Below are 25,816 nucleotides of genomic sequence, written 5' to 3'. Positions count from 1 at the left end.
ATTATAGTATTTTGTATTTGTTATTTTATGTTTATAAATGTATCCAACTTTTAATTATTTTTAAGTAAATGTTTTCGGAGGCCTGATCGTATTTGAATAAAAATTTAAATATGATAACATAGTAATTGAGAAAAATAATAATTAAATACTTTATAAACTATATTTGTTGTAATGTACAATTCACATTTCACAACGCACAATTAATTGTAGCTAAAGTTCTTGTAATATTTTTAGAATTACGATGAAGAATTATTTTTGCAACATATATAGTTTTGCCAAAAATAGATAAATGGGGTGATATAATGAAATATGCATTAGATGTGCATACTCATACTATAGCAAGCGGCCATGCTTACTCAACCTTAATGGAAAATGCAAAAGCTGCTTCGGAGAAAGGAATAAAGGTGCTTGGTACTACAGAGCACGGAATTACTATGCCACATTCTCCGCATATATGGTATTTCAATAATTATAAGGTGCTGCCAAGAGAACTTTTTGGAGTTACAATGCTTTATGGAACTGAGGCTAACATAATTGATTATGATGGAAGCTTAGACATGGATGATTTAACATTAGAGAAATTGGACATTGTAATTGGAAGTATACATGATGAAGTTTACAAAGTTGGAAATATTGCAGAAAATACACGAGCTTTTATAAACGTAATAAAGAGTGGAAAAGTTGATATAATTGGTCATCTTGGAAATCCAGGAGTTCCAGTTGACTTTGAAGAAGTAATAAAGTGTGCTAAGGAAAATGATGTTTTAATAGAAATTAACAATAGCTCATTTACAACATCTAGAATTGGAAGTTTAGGTAACTGTACAAAAATAGCATCGCTATGTAAGGAACATGAGGCTAAGCTAATAATAAATAGTGATGCGCACTTTTGTACTCGTATTGGGGAATTTACAGAAGCTATTAATATGCTAGAATCAATAGAATTCCCGGAAGAACTTATAATAAATAATGATCCAAAGGAATTATTATTGAGATTAAAGAAAAAAGGTAGAATAAAAGATTTAGAAGTAGAATAATTGCAATAGAAATTAAACAATAGAATGTATGATAAGCTAAATTCTTATAGATATCCAAATTTAAAATTATATTTATGTGTGGGAAAACCGAAATTAGATACAAATTTGTTCCAGCGGACTAGTGAAATTTTCGATGGATAGTTCTAAGTGGAAGGTTGAACTCATTTCTGCATGCTCCAAAAACAAGTTTAGGACAAGCAGAAAATGGAACAACCTTCAACTAAGAACTATCACAACTCAATTTCAAATGCCGCTTTCTCAAACATGTATCTAATTTCTAGTATAATTCACAAAGATTAAAGTATAGGTATATCTTTTGGGTTGGATATCTATAGTATGGATACCCAATCATAAACTATACGTAAACTATGAAATATCCTCCAGATAGAAATGAGTAATATACTTTTGTGGAATGTTTCATTGGTAATTATGATGGATGTGATTCTTTGGCTATAAGTTGTTCCAAATGTGCTAGTTCAAAGCTTATTCTTTGAGGCTAGCACTTTGGATGCAACTTTATAGACTTAGAATCACCCATCAGAATTACCTAGAAACTGGAACAAAAGTATGTTATTCATTTCGGAGAGTTATCTGTATAAGTTCAGGTATTAGTTGGGTTATGTATACATTCTATTTTTTGACTAATATTTAATTGAAAACTTTTTTTCACCATCTAATACTGGAAGTATATTTAAATCTATATCGGAAACTTTAGCAAATCCATTTCCTTTTTTTATTTCGGAAACGAAAGATAAGACATTAGTTTCTAGTCCTTGAACCTCAATTTCTACATTTCCGTTCATAAGATTCCTACACCAACCAGTTAAATTTAGTTTGCAAGCTGTAAGTTGAATAAAATATCTAAAACCAACACCTTGTACTCTTCCTTGTACTATTGCTGAATATCTAATCATGTGTTTATCCTCCAATTCCTTTATAAATCGATACTTTTGATAAAATATGTTTTTCTCATATCAGGCCTATTAGGTCAATTTGCTGATGAGCAGAGAAACCAAATCTATGATTTGGTGTGAATTAGTTAAGCAGACATTCAAATATGTGATTTGATGATGGCCGCTTACTCTGTGAATACTCAGTGAGCGCATGCGAGTCGAGCTTCCAATGATGTAAAATAGGATGGCAAATATACTTGTTATTTATTTGATTGTTCCTAGCTATAGTGATTCATATAACTTAACATATATTTCATTCTTTGTTTTTTTATTATATCATAATATATCTAAAAATTAGATGATAATCACAAAAGTATTTAAAATTTTCAGAATCTTTAGTATAATGTATATGTATTAGGGAATAATATGAATTAATTACACTATATGGAGGTCTTCGTATGATTGAAAGAAGCGTAGTATTAGTTAAACCAGATGGAGTAGAAAGAAATATAATAGGAAATATTTTAAGTTGTTATGAAGATAATGGTTTAAAAATAGTAGCCCTAAAGCTTATGAGAGCTACAAGAGAAATTGCTGAAAAGCATTATAGTCAACATAAAGGAAAAGACTTTTATGAGGAACTTATAACGTTTATAACAAGGAGCCCACTATGTGCATTAATATTGCAAGGTGAAGATGCTGTAGCAAGAATAAGAAAGATTAATGGAGCAACTAGTCCAACAGATGCAGAAGAAGGAACAATAAGACATAGATATGCTAGAAGTAAGACAGAAAATTGTGTTCATGCATCAGACACTGTAGAAAGTGCTAAAGAAGAAATTGCTTTATGGTTTCCAGAAATATAAAATACGGACTTTAAATGAATGAATAATTGAATATTAGATTTAAAAAGGCCTACTTAGAATACAATTAGTATTTAAAGTAGGCCTTTTTGTGTGTGGAGAATATAGATATCCAAATTTAAAACTAAATTTATGTGGTAACTTACCGAAATCATAAATATTTTGTTCCGAAAAGCTATGAAAATATTGCTGAAGGTTCTAAGCAGCAGGGTGTATCCACTTTAGCATGCTCCAACTTTCAGTTTGACAAGCTAAAATGGAACAACCTACAGCTAAGAACCTTTAACAGCTCATTTTCAAATGTTTTCTACACAAATATATTTATGATTTCTAGTGAAGATACGAGCTTAAAGTATTAGAAATTTTACAAATATATTCATCTAATAAATCTAGTTTTGAAGTTGAACACCATGGAAATTGAAAGTACAAAGTTCTAATATATATTACGAAAATAATCCTTCATAATAATTCCGAAAATACTATAAGAATTTTAGTTGTAATTGTGAAATGTGCATTTTGAATTGCAACATATATGAGTTCTAAATTATATAGTCATTCTTTATAAAATTATTCAGTTTGTAGTGTCTAATAGTCTAAATAAGGCTCTGATGAATTAAATTTGGATTGGCTGTTGGAACAGATGGAATTGTTATTTTTTTGAATGTGACTAGTATAAAAATATGGTATAATAAAATAGAATAGCAATGTTAAGTCTGCAAGGGAGGTAATTAATGAAGTTAAGGAAAGCGAGTATTATAGGGGGAATAATTTTAGTTTGTCTCATCATAATAATAGTCATAATACTGTATAATCTGATTGGTCCAGGTGCAAAAGATATTAGGGCATCTAAGGCTTTTATGGCTAGGTTATATTCAATTAATGCAATAAATACTGAACAAAATTTAGAATCTATAAAATATGAAAGAAGAAGAGCACTAAATAGTCAGAATGAATTAGTTCATAGAAGTATAGTAACTCAAAGTTTTGGTATAGATTTAGATAAAGATAATAATGTAATAGGTTTTGCGAAAAAAGAAATTCCAGCAAATGCAACAAAAATTAATTTACAAGATGCTAGAACTTTAGCAGAAGGATACTTAAAGAATATATATGATGGAGATGTGGTCTTAAAGACAATTAATAGCAATGAGGATGCAAAGAAGCTGCCATATTACTCATTCATATATACAAAGCAAAAGAACGGATATCCGTTTTATTTCGATGAAATAAAATTAAACATTGATAAAGAAAGCGGTTTTCTAGATGGATATTCCAACTCTACAATGCAAAGGGAATGTAAAGATCCTGTAATAAATATTTCTAGTGAAGAAGCAAAAAAAATATCTAAAGACTCTTTTGAAAAATATAATAAAGAAACTGTAGTTAAAGATGAAACTGATTTAGTTTATGCAGATAATAGAATGGAAAAAGAAAAAAGCCCAATATATGAAGTCTGTTACATTGTAACTATAGATGGTAAGAATGATAAGGGTGCAAATATTAGTTGGAAGTTTTTTATTAGCGCAGAGAGCGGTGATGTTTTAAATATATTAAAAGATGGCGCTGAAAAAGAAGTTATTACAAATAAATAAAAAGATAGAGGATAATCTGATATTTGATTATCCTCTATCTTTTTTCATTTTATAGAAATTTAAAATTTAGCAAATTCATAATATACTTGAGCTATTTAATTATTTGTTGGTGGATGCTGATTGTTACTACCAGGTCCGTAAGAATTATGTGTAGTATTCTTGTTACCACCAGTGCTAGCATTATTAGAATTTGAATTATTATTCTCATTATTATTTTCAGTTTTCTGTGAAGGTTCCGTACTACCAACGACAGGTGGAGCTAGTGTGTCATTATTAGTTACAGGAGGAGTCTCGGAATCTGCTGGGGCATTACCTGAATTTGAATTATTATCTGCAGGGTTTAAATTAGCTGAAGATCCGTTATTAAAATTATATCGATTAGTACCAGAGTGTATTGTGCAATTTGAAGTTGGTTGTGTTCCATCGATGAATAATTCTTCATAAACCCTGCTTCCTCTAAGGTCAAAATTACAGAAAAGGGTTGAAAGTTCACCAGAATCCTTACAAACACTAGCTTTTACTATTCCGCTAGGCTCTTCTATATCTTTTGCCTCTAACTTCGCATGAGCTTTAGCCATTAATTTTCCCCAAACAACAGCGCACCCACTTGAACTACCATGGAGTTCTTTAGGATTATCATATCCAATCCAAACAGAAGCTGATAAGTAAGGTGAAAGTCCTGCAAACCATAAATCTGTGGAATTAGAAGTAGTACCAGTTTTACCGGCAACAGGCATATTGCCCCACTTTGCACCAGTAGCATTGTATTCATTTACTGGTCCTTTTAACATATCATATAGAATATATGCAGCTTGTGGTGAAAAAACTTTTGTTTGTTTTGGCGAAGTATTATCAAGTAAAACTTTACCTGTAGAATCAACTACTTTTGTATAGAGCATAGGCTCCGTATATATACCGTTGTTACCAAAGCTACCATATGCAGCAGCTAAGATAGATGTATTACCACCGTCCCTATCACTTGGAGAGTTATTGAACTGTCCTAAAGCAACAGCTGCCATTGATGACTTAGAAGCAGCGTTATACTTTAGACCAAGTTTTTCGCCGTATTCAATACCAGTTTTCATACCGATTTTATCTTCTGTTAAAACTGCACCAGTATTCTTTGAATGCGTAAGAGCATCTCTTGAGGTCATAAGTCCTGAATATTCATTAGGAGAATTTAGAGGATTATAAGGACCATCTTTTGCCGGAGAATACTTCTTTCCGATTTCAGGAGGTATTGGTGCATCATTTATAGGTGTTGCAGCAGTTATAATTTTTTGATCTATACCAGGACCATATACCGTTAATGGTTTTGTAGACGATCCGATAGGACGCAAATCATTATAGGCTCTATTTATTGATTGCGGACCTTGTTTACCACGTCCCCCAACCATTGCAAGAACATGACCATTTCTGTAATCCATTATTGTTGCGGACGCTTGTAATAAAGGAACGCCATCTTTATCGTAGCTTTCCTTGTTATTAATTCCTAAGTTTTTATAATTATCTAAAGTAGATTGGGTAAAATCTTGAAGCTCTTTATCCATGGTTGTATAGATTTTAAGACCACCATTAACCATTAATTTAGATACTTCTTCATCTGAATATTTATATTTTTCCTTTAGGTCTTCTTTTACCTGAGACACAGCAGGATATACAAACCATTCATAGTTTAATCTATAGTCCTTTTTAATTGATTTAAATACTAGACCACCATTTTTAACATCGTTAGCGGCCTTATCATATTGAGCGTCATCAATATATTGAAGCTTGTGCATCTGACTTAAAACAGTAAGTGTTCTATTAATATAAGGACTTGGATCCTTTTGATTGTTATAAGCGCTATATGAACTTGGAGCTTGAGTAATTCCGGCTAGATATGCACATTCAATCAAAGATAAATCGGGTGTGCTTTTACCAAAATATAATAAAGATGCAGCCTCTACTCCATACACATGACCACCTAGGGGAATTGTGTTCAAATAAGCTGTTAAAATTTGATCCTTTGTTAATGCTTTTTCTAAATTAATAGCTAAATAAGCTTCTTTTATCTTTCTTTCAATAGAAACATCATTAGTTAAAATTGTGTTTTTAAGTAATTGTTGAGTTAGTGTAGATGCTCCATGTAGTCCTTTTTGTCCAGTAACAAATCTCTTTGCATCTAAAAAAGCTGCACCTACAATTCTCTGAATGTCTATTCCATTATGTTGGTAGAATCTTTCATCCTCGATGGATACAAAAGCATTTTTTAAGTTAGATGGTATTTTGCTTGAATCTATAACGTAACGTTCCTCATCAGTCTGCATATTATCCATAAAGTCCCCAGCACTATCATATATACTGGAAGGTTGGTTTAAAGTTAATACAGCATCGACATTTAGAGGAGGCGTAGTTTTTATAATAGCAAAAGCATAACCTGCGCATACTACTAACATTGCAAGAAAACAAAATATAAAACCAAAACATATGCCCTTAAAAATTTTTTTTGATTTCTTTTTCTTCTTTTTAGATGGCTTTTTTTTTCGTGGGGCATTGTTTGGTTTTTTCACGTTATCATTAATTGCCATTTTATCCTCCTAAAATTACAAGGTATATAATTTAATAATATTCTATATCATTATAGCATAATTATAGTATGATTAAATAAATAACTCAATAATAAAGGTGTTGACAATGCAATATTATACAAGACGAAAAACGCATAAATACATATCATTTATAGTACTTATTATAGTTATTATTGTCATTTTAAACATAACCTTAGTATTTTTTGATCAAAGGGTCATGCCCTCTGTTACAGAAATAGCGACAATAATGGCAAAGTCCCAAACATTAGATATAATAAATAAAAAAAGTGTAGATATTTTATCAAAAGATTTTAAGTATGATGAGATGGTAAAAATTGAAAAAGACAACCAAGGCAATATAATTTTAATTCAAGCGGATACTGGAAAATTGAATTATATAGCAGCTGAATTGTCTACAGAATGTAATAAAGAATTAAGTGATATGAAGAACAATGCAATAAAAGTTCCTTTAGGCTGGATGAGTGATAAAAGTGCCTTTTATAATGTTGGCCCTAAGATAAGTGTTGAGATAGAGCCTATAGGAAATATAAGTACAAGTTATGAATCTAAATTTGAAAGTGCTGGAATTAATCAAACTAGGCATAAGATATACTTAAATGTTACAGCTAAAATCAGGCTTAGACTTCCACTAAGGAATCAAGATGCTGAGGTGAGCACACAAGTTCCGGTTTCAGACACAATCATAGTTGGAAAAATACCAAATACAACTCTTGGATTTCCTACAAATGAACAAAATAATTAGCAATTCACAATTTATAATGAACAATTCACAATGTAAGAAGAAATAAGACAAGGCTTCGCCTTATCTTATTTCTTTTTAAATCGAGTTCTTAACTATACTATTTAGAATTTTACATAATTCTCTACATTTTAATAATATAGAGTTTCCAGTAATTTGCTCAATAATACTCGATTTAATAAGTAATTCTATCCAATACTCGGTTTCATTTGCTTCTTTTAAAGCTATATTCATTTTAAATCTAAAATCAGACTTACTAAAACCACGAATACCCTCCTTTACATTAGCTCCAATGCTTGTTCCAGATCTCAATAATTGTTTAGATAAAATATACTCTTGTTTATCACGGATTAAAAATTTGTATAAATCTATGATATCAAGAGCAAAATCAAAAGACTTAGTGGCAATAATATTAGCGTCTATTTAAATCACCATCCTAATTTTTTTTAGATATCATAATTATTGACAAGGTAAAAAGATTTAAACAATTTGCAATTAAGGAACAAAGTTCTGTAGGAAATTTAAGAACGGAAAATTAAAAAAATCCCGAAGGGATTTTTTTTATTGTGAATTGTGAATTGTGAATTGTGAATTGGAATAAAAAAAGAACCGTGAGGTTCTTTTTTTATTCCCAATTAAATACGTAAGGAACATTTCTATAATAATCCCCGTAGTTTAATCCGTATCCAACTACAAATACATCTTCAATTTCGAAACAGCAGTAATCAGGTTGTATATGTACTTTTCTACGAGAAGGTTTATCAAGAAGAACACAAGTCTTTACAGAAGCTGGGTTCAAACCTTTTATGTAATTATAAACGAAATCCATTGTAATTCCAGTATCAACTATATCATCAACTATAAGAACGTCCCATCCTTCAATATTATCAGAGATATCATTAACTACTTTAACAGACCCAGAAGATGTTTCGCTATGTCCGTAGCTTGATGTAGTCATAAATCCTATTTTGGCATCTAAATCTATAGCTCTAGCTAAATCAGCAGCATAGATAAAACTTCCACGAAGTAAAGATAAAATGTAAAGTTTTTTACCTTTATAATCTTCAGCAATAGTTTTTCCTAATTCCTTTATTCTTGTATTAATTTGTTCTTCAGAAAAAAGAATGTTACGTTTCTTATCTTCCATGTTTAAAAAACTCCTTTTATATTTATTTTTCAAATGTACACATTTCCTTAAAAATACACAGCTTATTATTAGCATATAAGTTCTAAAATAATATAATTCATTCTATTTGGTTTACAATAACTGATAGTTTAAATTTATTTTTGATGAATTTAATTTTTTAGAATACATAATATATTATGTTGCAATTCACAATGCACATTTCACAATTCACAATTACGGCTAAAATTCTTGCAATATTTTTAGAATTATGATGAAGAATTATTTTTGCAATATATATGATTACAGATAAAATACTCATAGGTATTTATAAATTGTTGCATATTTTTCAAGTTATGTGATAATTTACTCTAAATTTATAAAATGTATATTGTCAAGTGTAGATTATTAAAGTTATAATTAATGAATTAATAGTATAAAATTATATGAAAGTTGTCAAGATAGGGATATGAGGAAAATAGCGAGTTAAAGATGTAATGAAAAGTTCTTATGTGCAACATACAGGCTCTTTTCTAATATGTATATTTTGCGTCAGGAAAGTAGGAAGGTTTAACGCATAGAGAACTATCAAGGTAAACCTAACGATGCAGTATGACACGAGATAGATAAACATACTGTTTTGTTATTTTCTTAAATATCCCTTGGCTAATGTGAGGTGTTTATTAATGATATATGGAAATATTGAAGGAATTAGAAAATCTTTAATAGAAGAGTTAGAGAATATTTATTCTATAAGAAATTTAAAGGATGAAATATGTAATGAAGAAATTTTAAATATTATTTCTAGAGTTTCTAGTTTTATTGAAAGAGAAATCAGTGTAGCTATAAATAGAAAAGGTAATGTCACATCTGTTGCAATTGGAGATTCTACATCTGTTGAGGTTCCAATAATAGATATAGATGAAAAGAGATTATCAGGTGTTAGAGTTATACATACTCATCCAAATGGTTATTGTAATCTTTCAGCGCTAGATTTAACAGCTCTATTAAAATTAAAGCTAGATGCAATTATATCAGTGGCTATAACAGATGGTAATATAATAGATTTTTCTTTGGGAATGCTTAGTTTATATAACAATAAATTAGAAACAGAAGAAAAAAGTAATCTTTCTTTAAATGAAATTATGTCTATAAATATTTTAGATAGGATAAGATTTATAGAAAATTTAATTAAGAACAATGATGTCATAGAGGAAACAGAAGAAAAAGCAATATTAGTTGGTTCTGATACAAAAGAAAGTCTAGAGGAATTAGCAGAGCTTACAGAAGCCTGCAACATACCTGTTTTAAAAACTGTATTCCAAAGCAGAAGTAAAATTGATGCAGCATACTTTATTGGACGAGGTAAAGTATTGGAAATCGCTTCTATGAGGCAGGTAGAAAGAGCTAATGTAATAATATTTGATGATGAGCTTTCAGGATCTCAAGTTAGAAATTTAGAAGCTGCATTAGGAGCCAAAGTAATAGATAGAACAACATTAATATTAGAAATATTTGCAACAAGGGCTAAAACTAAAGAATCAAAAATTCAAGTAGAGCTAGCTCAGTTGAAATATAGATTAGGTAGATTACAGGGACTCGGAACTATATTATCTAGAACAGGTGGTGGTATAGGAACTAGAGGACCTGGAGAAAAGAAGCTTGAAACAGATAGAAGACATATAATGGAAACAATATATGATTTAAAAGATGAGCTTAAGAAAATAAAAAGAACTAGAGAAGTACAAAGAGAAAAGAGAAGAAAAGAAAATATTCCTAAAGTATCTTTAGTTGGATATACTAATGCAGGAAAATCAACTTTAAGAAATACACTTTGTGATTTGGCAGCAAAAAATGAAAATAAAACTAAGGAAAAAGTATTTGAAGCAAATATGCTTTTTGCAACATTAGATACTACAACAAGAGCTGTAACTCTAAGTAAAAAAGGAGTGATAACTCTTACAGACACAGTTGGTTTTGTAAGGAAATTACCACATGATTTGGTGGAAGCATTTAAATCAACTTTAGAAGAAGTTATATTTTCAGATCTTCTATGCCATGTAATAGATGTATCTTCAGATAGTGCAATAGATCAATATAATGCTGTAAATGAAGTTTTAAGTGAGCTTGGGGCTATAGATAAAGAAACAATATTAGTTTTAAATAAAATAGATAAAGCTACTGAAGAACAAAAAGCGCGAATTAAAGAATTTGCAGTAGGAAATTTTGATGTAATAGAAATTTCGGCTAAAGAAAAAATAAATTTAGATAAATTGCTAAGTTTAATTGAGGAAAAATTGCCATATAATTATAGAAAAGTAGAGTATTTAATACCTTATGAGAAAGGCGATATTCAATCTTTCTTACATAGAAATGCTAGAATACTTGAAGAAGAATATAAAGATAATGGAACATATATGGTAGCAGAAGTAGATGATGAAGTTTTTAATAAAACTCAGGAATACGCTAAGATATAAGGTTAACTGATTAAGGCACAATCAAATAAATAACTAGTCCATTTGCCAGTCTATTTCCCATCATCCTACGTCGACAAATTGACCTAATAGGCCCGCTATGAGGGCAATTCATCTCCTTGCCTGATGAAAAATATCCATGGCAACTTTTGGCTTGTTATTTATTTTCATGTGCCTAAATATAATAATAAATATAGTCTTTCTGTAATATACTTAAAATAAGTATTGTTATAGGAGACTATATTTTATGGAAACAGATGGACCATTAAATCAATTAGATCCTAGAAGCGCAAGATCCCTAAGAACTGCTCAGAGGGCATTGAATCAGGGAAGTACAGGTGCTAATGCGACTGATGCCGCTGGTAATGAAAATGTATCATCGGATTTAAATAATGAACTAAGAGATATGCAGAATCAAGTATTAACGCAATTATCAAATATGAGTACAGCAATAGCACAAATAAGTGCAGCTCAAACTAATGTTGCTTCAATTAGAGTCGAGCAGATAAGTTTAACTTATTTTACTAGAGAGGTACGTCCTTTACTTGATGCATTATACTTTATCTCTATATCATCTTTAAATATAGCAGGAGTTGCACAGGTAATACAAAGTAATACTTTTGGTGAGAGAAAAGAACTAAGGGAATCATTGGAGCTTGTTTATGAAATGAATCACGAACTTAATCAGATATTAGAGTCATTAAGCAGGCGTTTGAAGATTTACATACATCAGATAAAGAAAATGGATAAAGATTGTCCGCCATTTGTGAATAGAACAGAAGATTCTTAGATATTATATTTAAGAATCTTTTTTTATTCGAATATTATGGATTTGAGTAGTACTGTAAAGTAGTACCTTTAAATAAATATTTCTTTAAGTTATAATGTTAGTAAGTTTGTTATAAAGTAAAACTTTGATTGAGATGTGATTAGGCTTTATCTAAATTTTAATTGGACTTATGCCTTAAAGGGCAGGAGATTCAGAAGCATGCAACCGTTATTTTTTAGTTAAAATGAATAAATGCCTTAGGTGATATCCATCTGATAAACAAAGTAAACAATGTCTTGGTAAAAGAAGGTGAAATTAAGTGTCAAAATCCATATTAGAATATCAGAAATCCTCTGAAAAGTTAATAAATGTATTGAAGACCAATAAAAAAGTGTTAGCTATATTTGCATTTGGAAGCATAATTAGCGGTGATCTTTGGGAGGAATCTGACATAGATTTATTCATTGTATATAAGGATATATTTGATAATGTTAGAGATATATATTCTGAAATACTAGGGGTACCGGTACATATAAAGGTCCTAAATAAAGAAAGCTTTTTAGAACTATACGAAAGTAATGGAAATAAAGGAGTTATAAGGAACTTACTAATATCATCTAAAATAATATTTTCAAGAGATGATGAAATTGAGAGCATTTTTAATAAAGCTAAATATAGTTTAGACAAATATAGAGAAACTTGGAACTTGGTGTATTTAGGAAATGTCATAAAAGATATTAGAGTAACTAAAAAGTATTTGCAAAACAATAGTGTTTTTACATCTTATGAAGTTTTAATAAGAGCTCTAGATAGTTTTGCTAAGTTATATTTAAATTTAAATGGATACACTGTAAGTAAGGACGCAGTAAAAATGGCTATAAATTTAAATAATAAATTTAATATTATAGTTGATAATTTGTTTAATGATAAATGCGCAAAGGAAAATATACAAAACGCTGTAGATTATATCGAGAATTTTCTAGATGAAAATATAAATGAGGCCGCTAAGTCTTTACTGGATTATTTATATGAAAAAAATGCATTTTTAAGCTCCTTTGAAATAAAAAATAGTGATGAGTTCAAGGAATTTAATATAAAAATAGAAGATATACTAAAGGAATTATACAAGAGAAAATTGATAATGAAAGATACTAAAAATTTGGATTTGCCTTCTAATGAAAAATTAGTCAGAGAGAATGTGTATTCATACAAGAGTTATGAGGCACAATCAAAAAAATAGTCTTACAATCAATTAAAGGAGAGTTTTATGGATATTTATAAAGATTTTGCGTTTAAAGATAATGATATCCCTAAGTATATTCAAGTAGCTAATTATATAAAAAGTTTAATTGATAAAAGAAAGATAAAAGAAGGAGACAAACTTCCAACAATACGAGAGCTGTCAAAAAAAATAGGCGTAAACAATGTCACTATAGTTAGTGCATACAATAAGCTTAAATCAGAAGGTTATGCCTATCAAAAGGTAGGAAGTGGTAGTTATGCAAAAAGAAAAGAAGTTGCTTCAAATTTTAGAAAAGAATATTCAAATACATTAAAAAAGATATCCATGGGAGATTTAACTAATGTCATAGATTTTACAGGTGAAACTACAGGGGAAGTGTTATTCCCTATTGATGATTTAAAAGGAATTATAAATGAAGTTTTAGAAAGAGATGGAGCAAATGCATTACTTTCAGACAACAGAAATGGATATACTAATCTTATTTATACTATAAATAAAGTATTTTGGAATAATAAATTAAACAATGAAGACATAATAATTATATCAGGTGCTCAACAAGGAATTGATATTGCATCTAAAGGAATATTAAATATAAATGATAATATAATAGTTGAAAAGCCAACATATGTAGGAGCATTATCAGTATTTAAATGGAGAAAGGTTAATTTGTTTGAAGTGCCAATTGATGAAGATGGAATAAACTTAAATAAATTTGAAAAGATATTACAGAAAAACGAAATAAAGTGTTTTTATACAATGAGTTATTTTCAAAATCCAACAGGAGTAAGTTATAGTATAGAAAAGAAGAAGAGAATTTTAGACCTTGCAGAAATTTATGATTTTTACATAATTGAAGATGATTATTTATCGGAACTTATATATGAAAATTCATTAGAATATGTGCCGTTTAAATGGCTTGATAAAAATGATAGGGTAATTTATATAAAAAGTTTTTCGAAAATATTTCTTCCAGGAATAAGATTAGGATACTTAGTTGCACCAGAAGTATTCAGTGAAACTCTTCAAAATTCAAAGCACAATACAGATATAACTACTTCAAGTTTAATGCAGAGAGCCTTGGAATTATATATTTCGAGTAATAAGTGGAAAAAGAATATTAAAAATCTAAATGACGAATATATAAAAAGGTATACGCATTTAAAAACAATTCTAGATAGTGAATTTAAAGATATGTTAACCTACAATGATCCAAAAGGTGGATTAAATTTTTATATAACTTTAAAAGATGAATTTAAGATTAATACTAAAGAACTTTTTATAAAACTTAAAAAGAAAAATGTATATATTACTCCAGGGGCTATGTTCTTTACATCACAAAATGATGGACAAGATTCTTTTAGGATAGCCTTTTATCAAACCGACAAGGAAAAGATTGAGAAAGGTATGAAAATACTTAAGGAAGAATTAATTTTAGATAAGGAACTTAGAGTTGAGAAGTGAAATTACTTAGGGAGATATTTTTACTAATAATTTTATCTGATGTTTAACCACTGTAACACTCCAATCTTCTATTAAAGTGGTAGATAAAAGTGGCACAATCCGAGATAAGTTTAACTAACCTTTAATGGCAGATTTACCATCAAGGTGCACATAAAAAACTCTCTCTGAAGCTAGGTTTCACTTTATGCTAATATTCTTAAGAATTTTAGAATATATATTTTAAACAATATTAGAATATATATTCTGTACAATATATATTCTTAAGAATATGCAGTAAAAATGCAGCATAGGAAGGTATTATAATATTCTAATTATTTAAGTATGTATAAAATTGTTTTAAATCAATATGCGTACTATATATTCTGATTTGAGATTGAAAAGGAGCTAGATTGATATGTCGTACATTACAGTAAAAGACTTTGGTGAAGATAGATTTGAAGAAAAGAAGTCAGAGTTTATTGGTTATGCAAAAAGGGTGGAAAATGAAGAGGAAGCTAAAGCTTTTATAAATGAGATAAAGAATATGCACAAGCAAGCAAGGCATAATTGCTCAGCATATATAATCGGAAAAGACATGAATATTCAAAGGTACTCAGATGATGGCGAACCACAGGGAACAGCAGGAATACCAATTCTTGAAGTGATGAAAAAAAGTAGAGTGACAGATTGTGCAGTAGTTGTTACGAGATATTTTGGGGGAATACTTTTAGGGGCAGGTGGTTTAACTAGAGCTTATACAAAAGGTGCCAGCATCGCAATAAAATCAGCTGGTGTAGTGGAAAAGGTTGAAGGACTGAAACTAAGTTTTGAAATGGAATATGATCTTTTTGGAAAAGTTCAATATACATGCGGTCAAAATTCTTGGCATATAGAAGATACTGAATACAGCGATAAAGTGATTGTTAATATATTAGCTGAAAAGTTAATGGCTGAAGATATAGAAAACGAGATTGTAGAAGTTACTAACGGAAAAGTAATAGTTAGAAAAAGTGAAGAAGATATATATTTTAAAGAGGGAAATAGATTATACTTGAAAATATAATTAGTATATTCTAGGATTATGGTTCGTTGCTTATAGATATCCAACTTTAAAACTAGACTTATGTGGTAACTTGCCGAAATCATAAATATTTTGATTCCGAAAAGCTATGAAAATATCGCTGAAGGTTCTAAGCGGCAGGTTGTATCCACTTTAGCATGTTCCAACTTTCAGTTTGACAAGCTAAAATGGAACAACCTACAGCTAAGAACCTTTAACAGCTCATTTTCAAATGTTTTCTCCACAAATATATTTATGATTTCTAGCTAAAGATAATCATTTATATACAGTAAATATGGAAATATGTTCACAGAATAAGTCTAATTAATAATTGGAATGTCTATAGTTACGTATTTAAAGCTCAGCGAAACACTTCGTAAAAGAATGAGAATACAAGCTGATTATAAAATTTATTATTCATAATTAACTACTTCTGGAGATTTTTATTTCAAAGTAAAAATTTAGTTCTAACAATAAATTTTTTATAACATGAAACTTAGATTTAGGCATATTACAATGAACTAAGTCATTAATCAGATAGAGTAAAAGGATGGAGATTCAATTGCAATGTAAATTTTATATTTTAATAAATATTATAGAGAATTATTTGGTAATAGGATAATTGTGAACTTATGTAAAATGTGGTATAATAGCTGTTGGATTTTGTATTTTAAAGAAAAAATCATTAATTAAATGAATAACTTGTAATAAGGATCGTTACAAATAGATATTATATATATTGTTAACAGGAAGTTATATTCAAAACTTAGTAAATTAATTGCTAAAATAAGATCAAGGTGTAGGGACTTAATTGCAATATATATTTATAAAAATATAGATAATTATTACGAATAAAGTAAGGAGGAAAACATATGTCAGGACACTCAAAGTGGCATAACATTCAAGCAAAAAAGGGCAAGACAGATGCAAAAAGAGGTAAGATTTTTACTAAGATAGGTAAAGAAATTGTGATGGCTGTTAAAAATGGTGGAGCTAATCAAGATACAAATGCAAAATTAAGAGATGTAGTTGCAAAAGCCAAGGCAGCAAACATGCCTAATGATACTATTTCAAAAGCAATTAAAAAGGCATCTGGGGAATTATCATCAGTTAATTATGAAAATATAGTTTATGAAGGTTATGGACCTAGTGGAGTAGCTGTAATAGTTGAAACTCTTACTGATAATAAAAATAGATCTGCTGGAAATGTAAGAAGTGCATTTACAAAAGGCGGCGGAAACATGGGTACATCAGGTTGTGTATCATTTATGTTCCAAGAAAAAGGTGAAATTGTCATTGAAAAAGAAGATAAAGATGAAGATGAATTAATGATGATTGCCTTAGATGCTGGTGCAGAAGATTTCGCATCAGAAGAAGAAGTATTTGTAGTAACAACTGCACCTGAAGAGTTCGGAACAGTTAGAGAAGCATTAGAAGCACAAGGTATTGAATTCTTAGAAGCTTCAGTTAAGATGATTCCAGATACATACACAGCAATAGATGAAGCTGATGCTAAGAAATTCCAAAAGATGTTAGACTTACTTGATGACGATGACGACGTTCAAGAGGTGTACCACAACGCTGAATTCCCTGAGGGATGGGATGAATAAGCTGTTTTAGGCGCTTTTAAATTATAAAAAGCTCTGGATGATATACTTATTAAATAATAACACTTTCAATATTGATATACATAGTTAATTGATATTGGAGGTGTTTTTTTTGTTACTTGTAGATTTATTAATTGTAAAAGGAAAGGATAGCTTATTGTACCAGCCAAGCTATCACTAGTTGGTTATTATATTTTTTAAAATAAAATGATAAATAATTAATAAGAAATTATGTTGTAAATTCAATTGCTTAATTCTTTTTTGATTGCAAACTAAGATCTTCTGGTGTAGATATATAAAACATGATTAACAATATTATTCAATAGTTGTAAATTTTTTGTAAACATGGTATTATGGAATAGAAATATATATGGCAATTATTCTAAAATTTTATATGAAAAGTGACAAAAATGTAGGACTATCAGTAAATAATTGCTAATAATATTTAGAAGAAAAAAGTTTTAAACAAGATAGACCAATTAATGATCATTATGGTATAATTACTATGGCATATATTGGCTGTATTTAATATGTTATGCAAGAAATAAAAGAAATAACAAGTATATTTTGTCATAAGGAAACTTTGATCCATATATTTTAATTGGGCACTTTATATATGGTGAGTTAGTAGTGCAACCGACCTTTATATTTTATAAAGGCCGGTTTTTATATTTTTTAAAAGAATTTGTAATATACTTACAAATATAGTGGAGATATATTGAAGATGTACTTTTGCTAACTATGATTAAAATAAGAGAATGAATCTTTATTATCTTAATGTAATTTTGATTAAATATTTTTGAAAAAATGATAATAAAATACAAATTTATATACAATAACGTTTACAAAAAAGTTAAATAATATTAAAATATACAATGAGAGGTGATTTTTTGGATTATACATTAATATGTATTTTAGGACTAGTTATAGGTAGTTTTTTAAATGTTTGTATTTATAGAATTCCTATAGAAAAATCAATTGCATTCCCACCATCCCATTGTACAACCTGTAAACATAACTTAAATCCACTAGATCTAGTACCTGTATTTAGCTATATATTTCTTAGAGGAAGATGTAAGTATTGTGGTGAAAAAATCTCTATAAGATATCCTATTATAGAAATCTTAAATGGATTGTTGTATTTAATTGTGTATGTAAAGTTTGGATTAGATCTGATTACCTTAAAATATTGTATTTTGGTATCTCTTTTAATTGTAATTAGTGCTATAGATTTTGATACTCAGTTTGTATTTACAAGCACCACGATTTTTGGAGGAATAGTTGGCATTTTATTTATATTATTACAGTATGTTTTATATAAGAATAATGTTCTAGATTTAATTCTGGGAGGAATACTAGGAGCAATAATCATAGGACTAATAGTGTTTTTAACAAGAGGAATGGGCGAAGGCGATATTGAAATAGCCGCTGTGTGTGGATTGTTCTTAGGAGTTAAAGGGATTTTATTAGGCTTATTTCTAGCAATTATACTAGGCGGAATAATAGGAATAATTGTCTTGATATTAAAATTAAAGAAGGCAAAAGAAAAAATAGCATTTGGGCCTTTCATAGCAATAGGAAGTTTGATTTCAATGTTCTACGGAGCAGAGATATTAAAAATGTATTGGGATTTGTTATTGTAAAGATACACTTTTTTACAATAACTTTACTTGTGAAAATTATATAGCAAACTTATACTAATTATAAGGTGCTATGCCGCATTTTATACATAATTCATAGGAAAGGTGAGACTCAGAATGGCAACTGAAAAAAGAAGACTAGGTAATATTCTTGTAAATGCGGGAAAAATTACAGGATATCAATTGCAAGAAGCATTAAAGTCTCAAAGGACACTAGGGAAGAAGCTAGGAGAAATATTACTCGATAGTAAAATTATAACTGAAGAAGACATAATAGAAGCAATAGAACAACAGACAGGAATTAAAAAAGTAGATTTAAATACAATAAATTTTGATAAAAAAGCTATAAGTATAATTCCTAAAAATTTATGTGATAAATATAATCTGATACCATTTGGATTTGAAAATAATAAAATTAAGGTTACGTTATCTGATCCTTTAAATATATATGCAATAGATGACGTTGCAATATCTACTGGGTTCGAAATAGAATCATACATATCTAAAAAAGATGACATAAAAAAGTTTATAGAAATATATTATAGCAGTCAGCAGGTTAGCTTGGCGGCTCAACAACTTTCAAAAGAAAGCTCTGAAGCAAAGAATTTAAAAGTTAATATAGATGAAATGGATAATGTTAGGAATGCACCAGTTGTAAAAATGGTAGAGTACTTATTTAAGAACTCCATAGAACTAAATGCATCAGATATCCACATAGAACCATTTGAAAATGAAGTGAGAATACGATATAGAATAGATGGTAAATTACAGACTGTAAATGTTATTAACATAGAAAGCTTAGGTCCACTAGTAACAAGAATAAAAATACTTGCAGGATTAAATATAGCAGAAAAAAGAATACCACAAGATGGAAGAATAATGACTAGTGTAGGAGGAAAAGAAGTAGACCTTAGAGTTTCAATACTTCCAGTAGTTAATGGGGAAAAAATAGTTATAAGAATCCTTAACAAATCTATGGGGAATATAGGTAGAGATAAACTAGGAATGAGTAATGAAAATCTAGAGAAGATAGATAGAATTATTTCAAATCCACATGGAATAGTATTAGTTACAGGACCTACAGGGAGTGGTAAGTCTACAACATTGTATACAATTTTAAGCGAATTAAACAATGATCAAATAAATATAATTACTGTAGAAGATCCAGTTGAATATACGCTAAATGGAGTAAATCAAGTGAGTGTAAATAATAAAGCCGGATTAACTTTTGCAAGTGGACTTAGAAGTATATTAAGGCAAGATCCAGACATAATTATGATTGGTGAAATTAGAGATAACGAAACAGCAGAGATTGCTACTAAAGCGGCTATAACAGGTCACTTGGTTTTAAGTACACTTCATACAAACGATGCTCCGTCATCTATAATAAGGCTTGTTGATATGGGAATAAAACCATATTTAGTTGCTACGTCAGTAGTTGGAATAGTAGCTCAGAGGTTAGTTAGAAAAGTATGTATGAATTGTAATGTTTCATATGAAGCTACAGAATATGAAAAAGAAATCCTTGGAATTGATAAGGACAAGCAGATAATTTTAAATAAAGGTAGAGGATGCGGATATTGCAATAACACAGGATATGTTGGAAGAACTGGTGTGTATGAGGTGATGGAGATTATAAGGGAACATAGAGAAGCTATTAACCTAGGAAAAGACTCAGATATACTTAGGGATATATCAATAAAAAATGGAATGAATACATTAGTTGCTGAATGCAGGAAGTTAGTTATAGAAGGTATAACGACAATCGATGAGCTTGCGACAATAACAATGACTAAGGAATAGACAGATATTTATTCATACTAATTTTGGGGGGATAGAAGTGGCCAATTTTAAATACAGAGCAATGAATGCAGATGGAGAAAAAATTGAAGGTATGCGTGAAGCAGATTCTAAGGGAGAAGTAATAGATTTCATATCTTCAAATGGATATTATCCTTTAATGGTAGAGGAAGTAATCGAAAGCAGTAAAATAGAGCTGAACTTCAATGAGAAGGTTAAGATTAAAGACATCTCAATTTTTTGTAGGCAATTTTATACTATGCTAGATGCTGGAGTACCTATATTAACTTGTTTAAATATATTATCTAAACAAACCCAGAAGAAAAAACTAAAGGAAGCAATTGTGGAAATTGAACAAGAAGTTCAAAAAGGTGGAGTTTTGTCTGAAGCAATGAAGAAGCAAAAAAAGATATTTCCAGAACTTTTAGTTGGTTTAGTTGAAGCTGGTGAGGCTAGTGGTACATTAACTAGTATAATGCAAAGAATGGCAACTCATTACGAGAAGGAAAATAAAATAAATAATAAAGTTAAGAATGCTATGATTTATCCAATTATATTGAGCTTAGTAGCAGTAGTGGCAGTTGTGTTTATACTAACTTATGTTATGCCAACATTTAAAGGGATCTTTGAACAAACAGGAACAGTATTGCCATGGTCAACAAGGCTTATACTTGGCAGTGGAGATTTCTTAAAAGAAAATTTTATATGGATTATAGTTTTAATAATATTAAGTTTTGTTGGTATAAAATATTATTTTAATACAGAAAATGGTTCAATTGCTTTAAGTAGAATAAAGCTTAAACTTCCAATAATAAAAAAGTTTACTGAGATGGTTATAGTATCTAGGTTTACAAGAACTTTATCTACATTATTAGCAAGCGGATTATCTCTAATAAATGCAATAGATATTGTATCGCAAGTTGTGGAAAATAAAATAGCCGAAAAAGCGTTAAAAAAGGTTAAAGAAAGAGTAGTTAAAGGTGAAGAGTTAAATACTTCAATGAGGGAGTCAGGCATATTTCCAGAAATGCTTTATTCAATGATAAAAATTGGAGAAGAAACAGGATCTATTGATGAAATTTTAAATAAAACAGCAGATTTTTATGATGAGGAATTGGAAACTACAATACAGGCAACAGTTGCTTTAATGGAACCAATATTAATAGTAGTAATGGGACTTGTAATTGGATTTATTATAATGTCTGTAATGCTTCCAATGTATGATAGTTATACTAAAATTTAAAAAGTTAAAATAATACACGTGTAAAACACAGTGCATTATAAAATATAAATTATATAAAAATTAGGAGGAATTAAGATGACTAGTTTATCAATTAGAAAAATGAATGAACTATCAAAGAAAAAGAAGAAAGGATTTACATTAGTAGAACTTATTATTGTTATTGCTATTATTGCAGTTTTAGCAGCGATTGCAATTCCTAAATTTGGTTCGATTACTAGAAATGCAAATTTGAAGGCAGATATAGCTACGGCTAAGAATATTCATGGAATAGCAGCTGAACTAATAGCGGAAAATCCATCTATTGCAGCGGCTGACTTAACTTCAGCAGTTGCTAAAAAAGTTGATGGAGCAGCTAGTAATGCAACAGCATTACCTAACTCTAAATTAAACAATACAGCTTTTGCAGTTACTTATACTTCAGCAGATGGCAATATAGTAGTAACTGCTGGTTCTGGTAATGAAGTATATCCAAAGCAAACTGGTACTTACGCATCCTGATAAAATAAAATTAGATTGATGCATCTAAAAAGTGTAAAGCTAAAATAAGCTTTACACTTTACTGTATACACTTAAAAAATATAAGGGTAAATAGGTGGGGGAAATAATGAATACAATAAAAGAAAAAATTCATTTTAGTAATAGTGGCGAATTTAAGAGAAAATTAGATTTTAACAAAATTAAAGAATTAATGAATCTTGACATTAAAGATATCAAAGCTAAATTGTTGAAAAATAACAATAAAAATAAGAAGTATTTTAAAAAGTCAGAGAAAAAGAGAAAAGTAGTGGCTTTTGATATTGGGAATAAAACTACTAAGATAGTTGAAGGAATTTATTATAAAGAGAATTTAACAATTAGTAAATTTATAGAGATTTCTACACCTAAGGGAGCAATTTTAGATGGAGCAATAGTTAATCAAGAAGCACTTATTTCTAAGTTGAAGCAAGTTTTATCGGAAAATTCCATAACTGCTAAAGAAGGAATATGTACCAATAACTCTACTTCTATTATAAATAGAGAGCTTATGATACCACAAGTAGAGAATGATGAAATTGAAACTGTAGTTAGGTATGAGATTCAACAATACTTACCTATAAATTTAGATGACTATGTTCTTCAAACTAATATTTTAGGTGAAGAAGAATTTCAAGATAGTAAAAAGCTAAGTGTTCGTGCTATAGCATATCCTGAAAAAATGGCTAGGGGATATTATGAGCTTTTAGAAGCATTAAATTTAAAGCCATATGCGCTAGATGTTAATTATAATGCATTAAACAAGTTAATTAATTATATAGATGCTATTAATGAATATGAATATAATTCTAAAGAATCAGTTGTTTTTATAGATATGGGAGCAACGAGTCTTGATGTTAACATATATAATGAAGGAATTTTGCAATTTACAAGAATAATAAAAACAGGCGGTACTGATCTTAACGAAATATTAGTTGAAGTACTAAATCTTTCGGAAGATGAGATTGAACAATACAAAGAGAGAAATATAAACCTAAAAGAAGATAGGCTTGATACCCAAAATAAAGTCATAATAAACGAAATTGATGATTGGATTGATAAAATAGAAAAAGTAATACAATTTTATAAAAATAAAAATATGGGAATTGGTGTAGATAAGATATTTATTTATGGGGGTACATCTAAGATTAAAGGATTGTGCGAACATATGACATCGAAGCTATCAATAAAAGTGGTAAGAATTAAGAGCATACCTAAAATAGATTTTAACACTACTAATGCGGCATATGAATCTATCGACAATTTTATTAATGCAATAGGTTCAATAATAAGATTGTAGAGGAGAGATTAAGAAGTGAAAGATATAAACTTTTTTAGTTATTATCAGGGAAAAAATCAAGAAAAAAAGGATGAAAAAATATACTTTTATATAGCTTACGGAATATTAATCTTAGTGATTTTAACAACAATTATTATAAATTCAGTTAAAATTTTCACTTTAAATAGTCAAATAAAAAATTATACTGAAAAATTAAATGCATCAGATATGCAGGAAAAACTTAAAGAAGCTGATGAAGTAAACGGTAAAATAGAGGTTTTGAGTAAATATGAAAGTAGAGTGTCGGATGTTTCTAATTCCATTGTGAAGAATGATATTGTAACAGATGATTTATTAAATGATATATCTAGTACTATTCCAAATGATGTTTCATTTAAGAGTTTTAAAATAGAAGGTTATGATTTAACAATAAGTGGAGTTTCGCATACTAGGGAAGCTATTAGTGAATTTGAGCATAATTTAAAAGGTTTATCTAAAATAAAAAGTGTTCATATAATAAACATAAATTATGGAAGTGCAGTAGGTGAAGATTATTCCTTTGATATTACTTGTGTGTTAAAGGAGGTTAAATAATATGAAAATAAGTAAAAGAGAGAAGCTAATGCTACTTATCTTAGGTTTTTTCGCAATAGGAATTTTATATTACCAATTTGGTTATACAGCACTTAGTAAGGCGGTAGAAGAAAAAACTAAGGCTAAAAATCAAGTTGAAGAAAAGTACAGTAAGGCTATGCAAACTATAAATTCTATAGAACTCCAAAAAAGTAAGGTAAAAGTATTAAATGCTAAGATAACAAGTGAAGCTAATCCATTGTATCCTACAATAAGTCAAGAGCATATAATATTAGAACTAGACAAGTTGTTGAAAGATAGCGGATTAGAAGGTGGAATGACATTTGAAACAGTAGAAGTTAAAGGAGTAGAATCAATAAAAGGATCACAAAAAGATAAAGAATTACCAGAAAGCTCTTTGCAAAAAGATGCAGATGAATATAACCATAAATATGGGGAAGAAAAAGACGAAAAGAATAATGTAAACAAAGAAGATAATAATAAAGATTCTGATTCAAATAATGGAACTTTAACAAATTCTGATAATAATGTTTCGAATATAAATAATAATAGTAACTCAAATTCTACAAAAGATAAAAAACAAAGCGATTCAAATACCGTAGCTCAACTCAAAATTAATTTGAGTTTTAATGGCAGTTATGATGCGGTAATCAAATTTTTGAATTCTCTTGGAGAATATAATAGAAAAATACCTGTTAGTAATATTAGCATAAATGAAAAAAGTTTAGAAGAAGTAACAGGGTCATTAAGTATGACTATATACTCTATTCCTAAGATAGATGAAGATATAGAGAGCTATTTAAAGTGGAATTTAAATAATACCTATGGAAAGTCACAACCTTTTAATGTAGGAAGTGCCGCTGGAACCGGAATAAAATCAAATACTGATATTAGTGATTTTATGGTTGGAGTAAAGTCATCTACTTCAGAATTACCAACAGTTATGATAGGTAAGGCTAATGATGAATTGAGAACTACGTATGCTTATGGTGATGGTAATAGTGAATTAAGTGCGGAAATGATACTGACTAAAAAGGATGATAAATATTATTATAAATATAAAACAAACATTGATAAAATCCCTATAAATTATAATGATTTAGGTAATGAATTTGTACCAAATAGTGAAAATATAGTTTTAGGTATATCAAGTGAAAGCAGAGTCACATCAAATGATAAATCTGGACTAAAATTAAAGATAATTAATAATACAGATAAACTTGTACAAGTAGATATAAGCGGAGATGATATAAGTGATCCAAGAGTTTCGATTGATGGAGATAGTAAAAATATAAGTGTCAATCAAAAGTAGGTGA

The 25,816-nt window shown here is 29.1% G+C and carries 21 protein-coding genes and 1 riboswitch; of the genes, 17 read left to right on the top strand and 4 right to left on the bottom strand.

The features are described 5' to 3' along the window. The first annotated feature begins 302 nt into the window (after positions 1-302). Entirely contained in the window at positions 303-1,037 is a 735-nt protein-coding gene (locus ACJDTP_RS04255) for a phosphatase (RefSeq protein ID WP_406760591.1), read from the top strand. Between the two features lie 641 nt (positions 1,038-1,678). Here ACJDTP_RS04255 and ACJDTP_RS04250 read toward each other — a convergent pair. Next, positions 1,679-1,951 carry an acylphosphatase gene (locus ACJDTP_RS04250; RefSeq protein ID WP_039769542.1) on the bottom strand — a complete coding sequence of 91 codons (273 nt, stop codon included), beginning with the start codon at positions 1,949-1,951 and terminating at the stop codon, positions 1,679-1,681. A gap of 437 nt (positions 1,952-2,388) precedes the next feature. Between ACJDTP_RS04250 and ndk the strand changes: the two genes are divergently transcribed. Together ndk and ACJDTP_RS04240 are read left to right on the top strand one after the other, a co-directional pair. Next, entirely contained in the window at positions 2,389-2,796 is a 408-nt protein-coding gene (gene ndk, locus ACJDTP_RS04245) for a nucleoside-diphosphate kinase (RefSeq protein WP_012060389.1), read from the top strand. Between the two features lie 728 nt (positions 2,797-3,524). Next, on the top strand, positions 3,525-4,385 hold the full coding sequence (locus ACJDTP_RS04240) for a YcdB/YcdC domain-containing protein (RefSeq protein ID WP_406760590.1): 861 nt from the start codon (positions 3,525-3,527) through the stop codon (positions 4,383-4,385). Between the two features lie 95 nt (positions 4,386-4,480). Here the strand turns inward: ACJDTP_RS04240 and ACJDTP_RS04235 are convergent, their stop codons facing one another. Continuing rightward, positions 4,481-6,955 (bottom strand): transglycosylase domain-containing protein, encoded by a 2,475-nt coding sequence (locus ACJDTP_RS04235; protein WP_406760589.1) that lies wholly within the window; start codon positions 6,953-6,955, stop codon positions 4,481-4,483. A 106-nt stretch (positions 6,956-7,061) separates the two neighbouring features. On the opposite strand from ACJDTP_RS04235, the gene yunB reads away from it, so the two are divergent. Then, positions 7,062-7,718: a sporulation protein YunB gene (yunB, locus tag ACJDTP_RS04230; protein ID WP_406760588.1), complete on the top strand. Its 657-nt coding sequence runs from the start codon at positions 7,062-7,064 to the stop codon at positions 7,716-7,718. 75 nt (positions 7,719-7,793) lie between these two features. Here yunB and ACJDTP_RS04225 read toward each other — a convergent pair whose 3' ends face one another. Continuing rightward, positions 7,794-8,138 (bottom strand): four helix bundle protein, encoded by a 345-nt coding sequence (locus ACJDTP_RS04225; RefSeq protein WP_406760600.1) that lies wholly within the window; start codon positions 8,136-8,138, stop codon positions 7,794-7,796. 202 nt (positions 8,139-8,340) lie between these two features. Next, on the bottom strand, positions 8,341-8,862 hold the full coding sequence (gene hpt, locus ACJDTP_RS04220; RefSeq protein WP_012060385.1) for a hypoxanthine phosphoribosyltransferase: 522 nt from the start codon (positions 8,860-8,862) through the stop codon (positions 8,341-8,343). Positions 8,863-9,524: 662 nt separating this feature from the next. Between hpt and hflX the strand changes: the two genes are divergently transcribed. From hflX to ACJDTP_RS04155, 13 genes are all read left to right on the top strand, one after another. Next, on the top strand, positions 9,525-11,315 hold the full coding sequence (gene hflX, locus ACJDTP_RS04215; RefSeq protein WP_039769539.1) for a GTPase HflX: 1,791 nt from the start codon (positions 9,525-9,527) through the stop codon (positions 11,313-11,315). Between the two features lie 244 nt (positions 11,316-11,559). After that, positions 11,560-12,102 carry a hypothetical protein gene (locus ACJDTP_RS04210; protein ID WP_406760587.1) on the top strand — a complete coding sequence of 181 codons (543 nt, stop codon included), beginning with the start codon at positions 11,560-11,562 and terminating at the stop codon, positions 12,100-12,102. Positions 12,103-12,400: 298 nt separating this feature from the next. Next, positions 12,401-13,321, top strand: coding sequence for a nucleotidyltransferase domain-containing protein (locus ACJDTP_RS04205; protein WP_077831570.1), 921 nt, complete (start codon positions 12,401-12,403; stop codon positions 13,319-13,321). A 27-nt stretch (positions 13,322-13,348) separates the two neighbouring features. Further along, entirely contained in the window at positions 13,349-14,785 is a 1,437-nt protein-coding gene (locus ACJDTP_RS04200) for an aminotransferase-like domain-containing protein (RefSeq protein WP_406760586.1), read from the top strand. 394 nt (positions 14,786-15,179) lie between these two features. After that, positions 15,180-15,827 carry a YigZ family protein gene (locus tag ACJDTP_RS04195; protein WP_077841744.1) on the top strand — a complete coding sequence of 216 codons (648 nt, stop codon included), beginning with the start codon at positions 15,180-15,182 and terminating at the stop codon, positions 15,825-15,827. Between the two features lie 869 nt (positions 15,828-16,696). Continuing rightward, a complete protein-coding gene (locus ACJDTP_RS04190) occupies positions 16,697-17,434 on the top strand; it encodes a YebC/PmpR family DNA-binding transcriptional regulator (RefSeq protein ID WP_173708874.1) in 738 nt (245 codons plus the stop codon). 564 nt (positions 17,435-17,998) lie between these two features. Further along, positions 17,999-18,082: riboswitch (cyclic di-GMP riboswitch) on the top strand. A gap of 239 nt (positions 18,083-18,321) precedes the next feature. Continuing rightward, positions 18,322-19,074 carry a prepilin peptidase gene (locus tag ACJDTP_RS04185; protein WP_406760585.1) on the top strand — a complete coding sequence of 251 codons (753 nt, stop codon included), beginning with the start codon at positions 18,322-18,324 and terminating at the stop codon, positions 19,072-19,074. A gap of 114 nt (positions 19,075-19,188) precedes the next feature. Further along, positions 19,189-20,874: a GspE/PulE family protein gene (locus ACJDTP_RS04180; RefSeq protein ID WP_406760584.1), complete on the top strand. Its 1,686-nt coding sequence runs from the start codon at positions 19,189-19,191 to the stop codon at positions 20,872-20,874. A gap of 37 nt (positions 20,875-20,911) precedes the next feature. After that, positions 20,912-22,114 carry a type II secretion system F family protein gene (locus tag ACJDTP_RS04175; protein WP_406760583.1) on the top strand — a complete coding sequence of 401 codons (1,203 nt, stop codon included), beginning with the start codon at positions 20,912-20,914 and terminating at the stop codon, positions 22,112-22,114. A 75-nt stretch (positions 22,115-22,189) separates the two neighbouring features. Further along, the gene (locus ACJDTP_RS04170) at positions 22,190-22,612 is read left to right on the top strand and encodes a prepilin-type N-terminal cleavage/methylation domain-containing protein (RefSeq protein ID WP_406760582.1); all 423 of its coding nucleotides are present in this window, start codon (positions 22,190-22,192) and stop codon (positions 22,610-22,612) included. A 106-nt stretch (positions 22,613-22,718) separates the two neighbouring features. After that, on the top strand, positions 22,719-23,927 hold the full coding sequence (pilM, locus tag ACJDTP_RS04165; protein WP_406760581.1) for a type IV pilus assembly protein PilM: 1,209 nt from the start codon (positions 22,719-22,721) through the stop codon (positions 23,925-23,927). 15 nt (positions 23,928-23,942) lie between these two features. Continuing rightward, positions 23,943-24,500: a PilN domain-containing protein gene (locus tag ACJDTP_RS04160; RefSeq protein WP_406760580.1), complete on the top strand. Its 558-nt coding sequence runs from the start codon at positions 23,943-23,945 to the stop codon at positions 24,498-24,500. A gap of 1 nt (position 24,501) precedes the next feature. Next, positions 24,502-25,812, top strand: a complete 1,311-nt coding sequence (locus ACJDTP_RS04155) for a pilus assembly protein PilO (RefSeq protein WP_406760579.1) — start codon at positions 24,502-24,504, stop codon at positions 25,810-25,812. Positions 25,813-25,816 lie beyond the last annotated feature (4 nt).

This window comes from Candidatus Clostridium helianthi, from assembly GCF_045310795.1.
Taxonomy (GTDB): domain Bacteria; phylum Bacillota; class Clostridia; order Clostridiales; family Clostridiaceae; genus Clostridium; species Clostridium helianthi.
This window is presented reverse-complemented; position numbering and strand designations above follow the sequence as displayed.

Coding starts and splice junctions, on each gene's coding strand:
- ACJDTP_RS04255 (WP_406760591.1), top strand. CDS start 303: ATGAAATATGCATTAGATGTGCATACTCATACTATAGCAAGCGGCCAT.
- ACJDTP_RS04250 (WP_039769542.1), bottom strand. CDS start 1,951: ATGATTAGATATTCAGCAATAGTACAAGGAAGAGTACAAGGTGTTGGT.
- ndk (WP_012060389.1), top strand. CDS start 2,389: ATGATTGAAAGAAGCGTAGTATTAGTTAAACCAGATGGAGTAGAAAGA.
- ACJDTP_RS04240 (WP_406760590.1), top strand. CDS start 3,525: ATGAAGTTAAGGAAAGCGAGTATTATAGGGGGAATAATTTTAGTTTGT.
- ACJDTP_RS04235 (WP_406760589.1), bottom strand. CDS start 6,955: ATGGCAATTAATGATAACGTGAAAAAACCAAACAATGCCCCACGAAAA.
- yunB (WP_406760588.1), top strand. CDS start 7,062: ATGCAATATTATACAAGACGAAAAACGCATAAATACATATCATTTATA.
- hpt (WP_012060385.1), bottom strand. CDS start 8,862: ATGGAAGATAAGAAACGTAACATTCTTTTTTCTGAAGAACAAATTAAT.
- hflX (WP_039769539.1), top strand. CDS start 9,525: ATGATATATGGAAATATTGAAGGAATTAGAAAATCTTTAATAGAAGAG.
- ACJDTP_RS04210 (WP_406760587.1), top strand. CDS start 11,560: ATGGAAACAGATGGACCATTAAATCAATTAGATCCTAGAAGCGCAAGA.
- ACJDTP_RS04200 (WP_406760586.1), top strand. CDS start 13,349: ATGGATATTTATAAAGATTTTGCGTTTAAAGATAATGATATCCCTAAG.
- ACJDTP_RS04195 (WP_077841744.1), top strand. CDS start 15,180: ATGTCGTACATTACAGTAAAAGACTTTGGTGAAGATAGATTTGAAGAA.
- ACJDTP_RS04190 (WP_173708874.1), top strand. CDS start 16,697: ATGTCAGGACACTCAAAGTGGCATAACATTCAAGCAAAAAAGGGCAAG.
- ACJDTP_RS04180 (WP_406760584.1), top strand. CDS start 19,189: ATGGCAACTGAAAAAAGAAGACTAGGTAATATTCTTGTAAATGCGGGA.
- ACJDTP_RS04170 (WP_406760582.1), top strand. CDS start 22,190: ATGACTAGTTTATCAATTAGAAAAATGAATGAACTATCAAAGAAAAAG.
- pilM (WP_406760581.1), top strand. CDS start 22,719: ATGAATACAATAAAAGAAAAAATTCATTTTAGTAATAGTGGCGAATTT.
- ACJDTP_RS04155 (WP_406760579.1), top strand. CDS start 24,502: ATGAAAATAAGTAAAAGAGAGAAGCTAATGCTACTTATCTTAGGTTTT.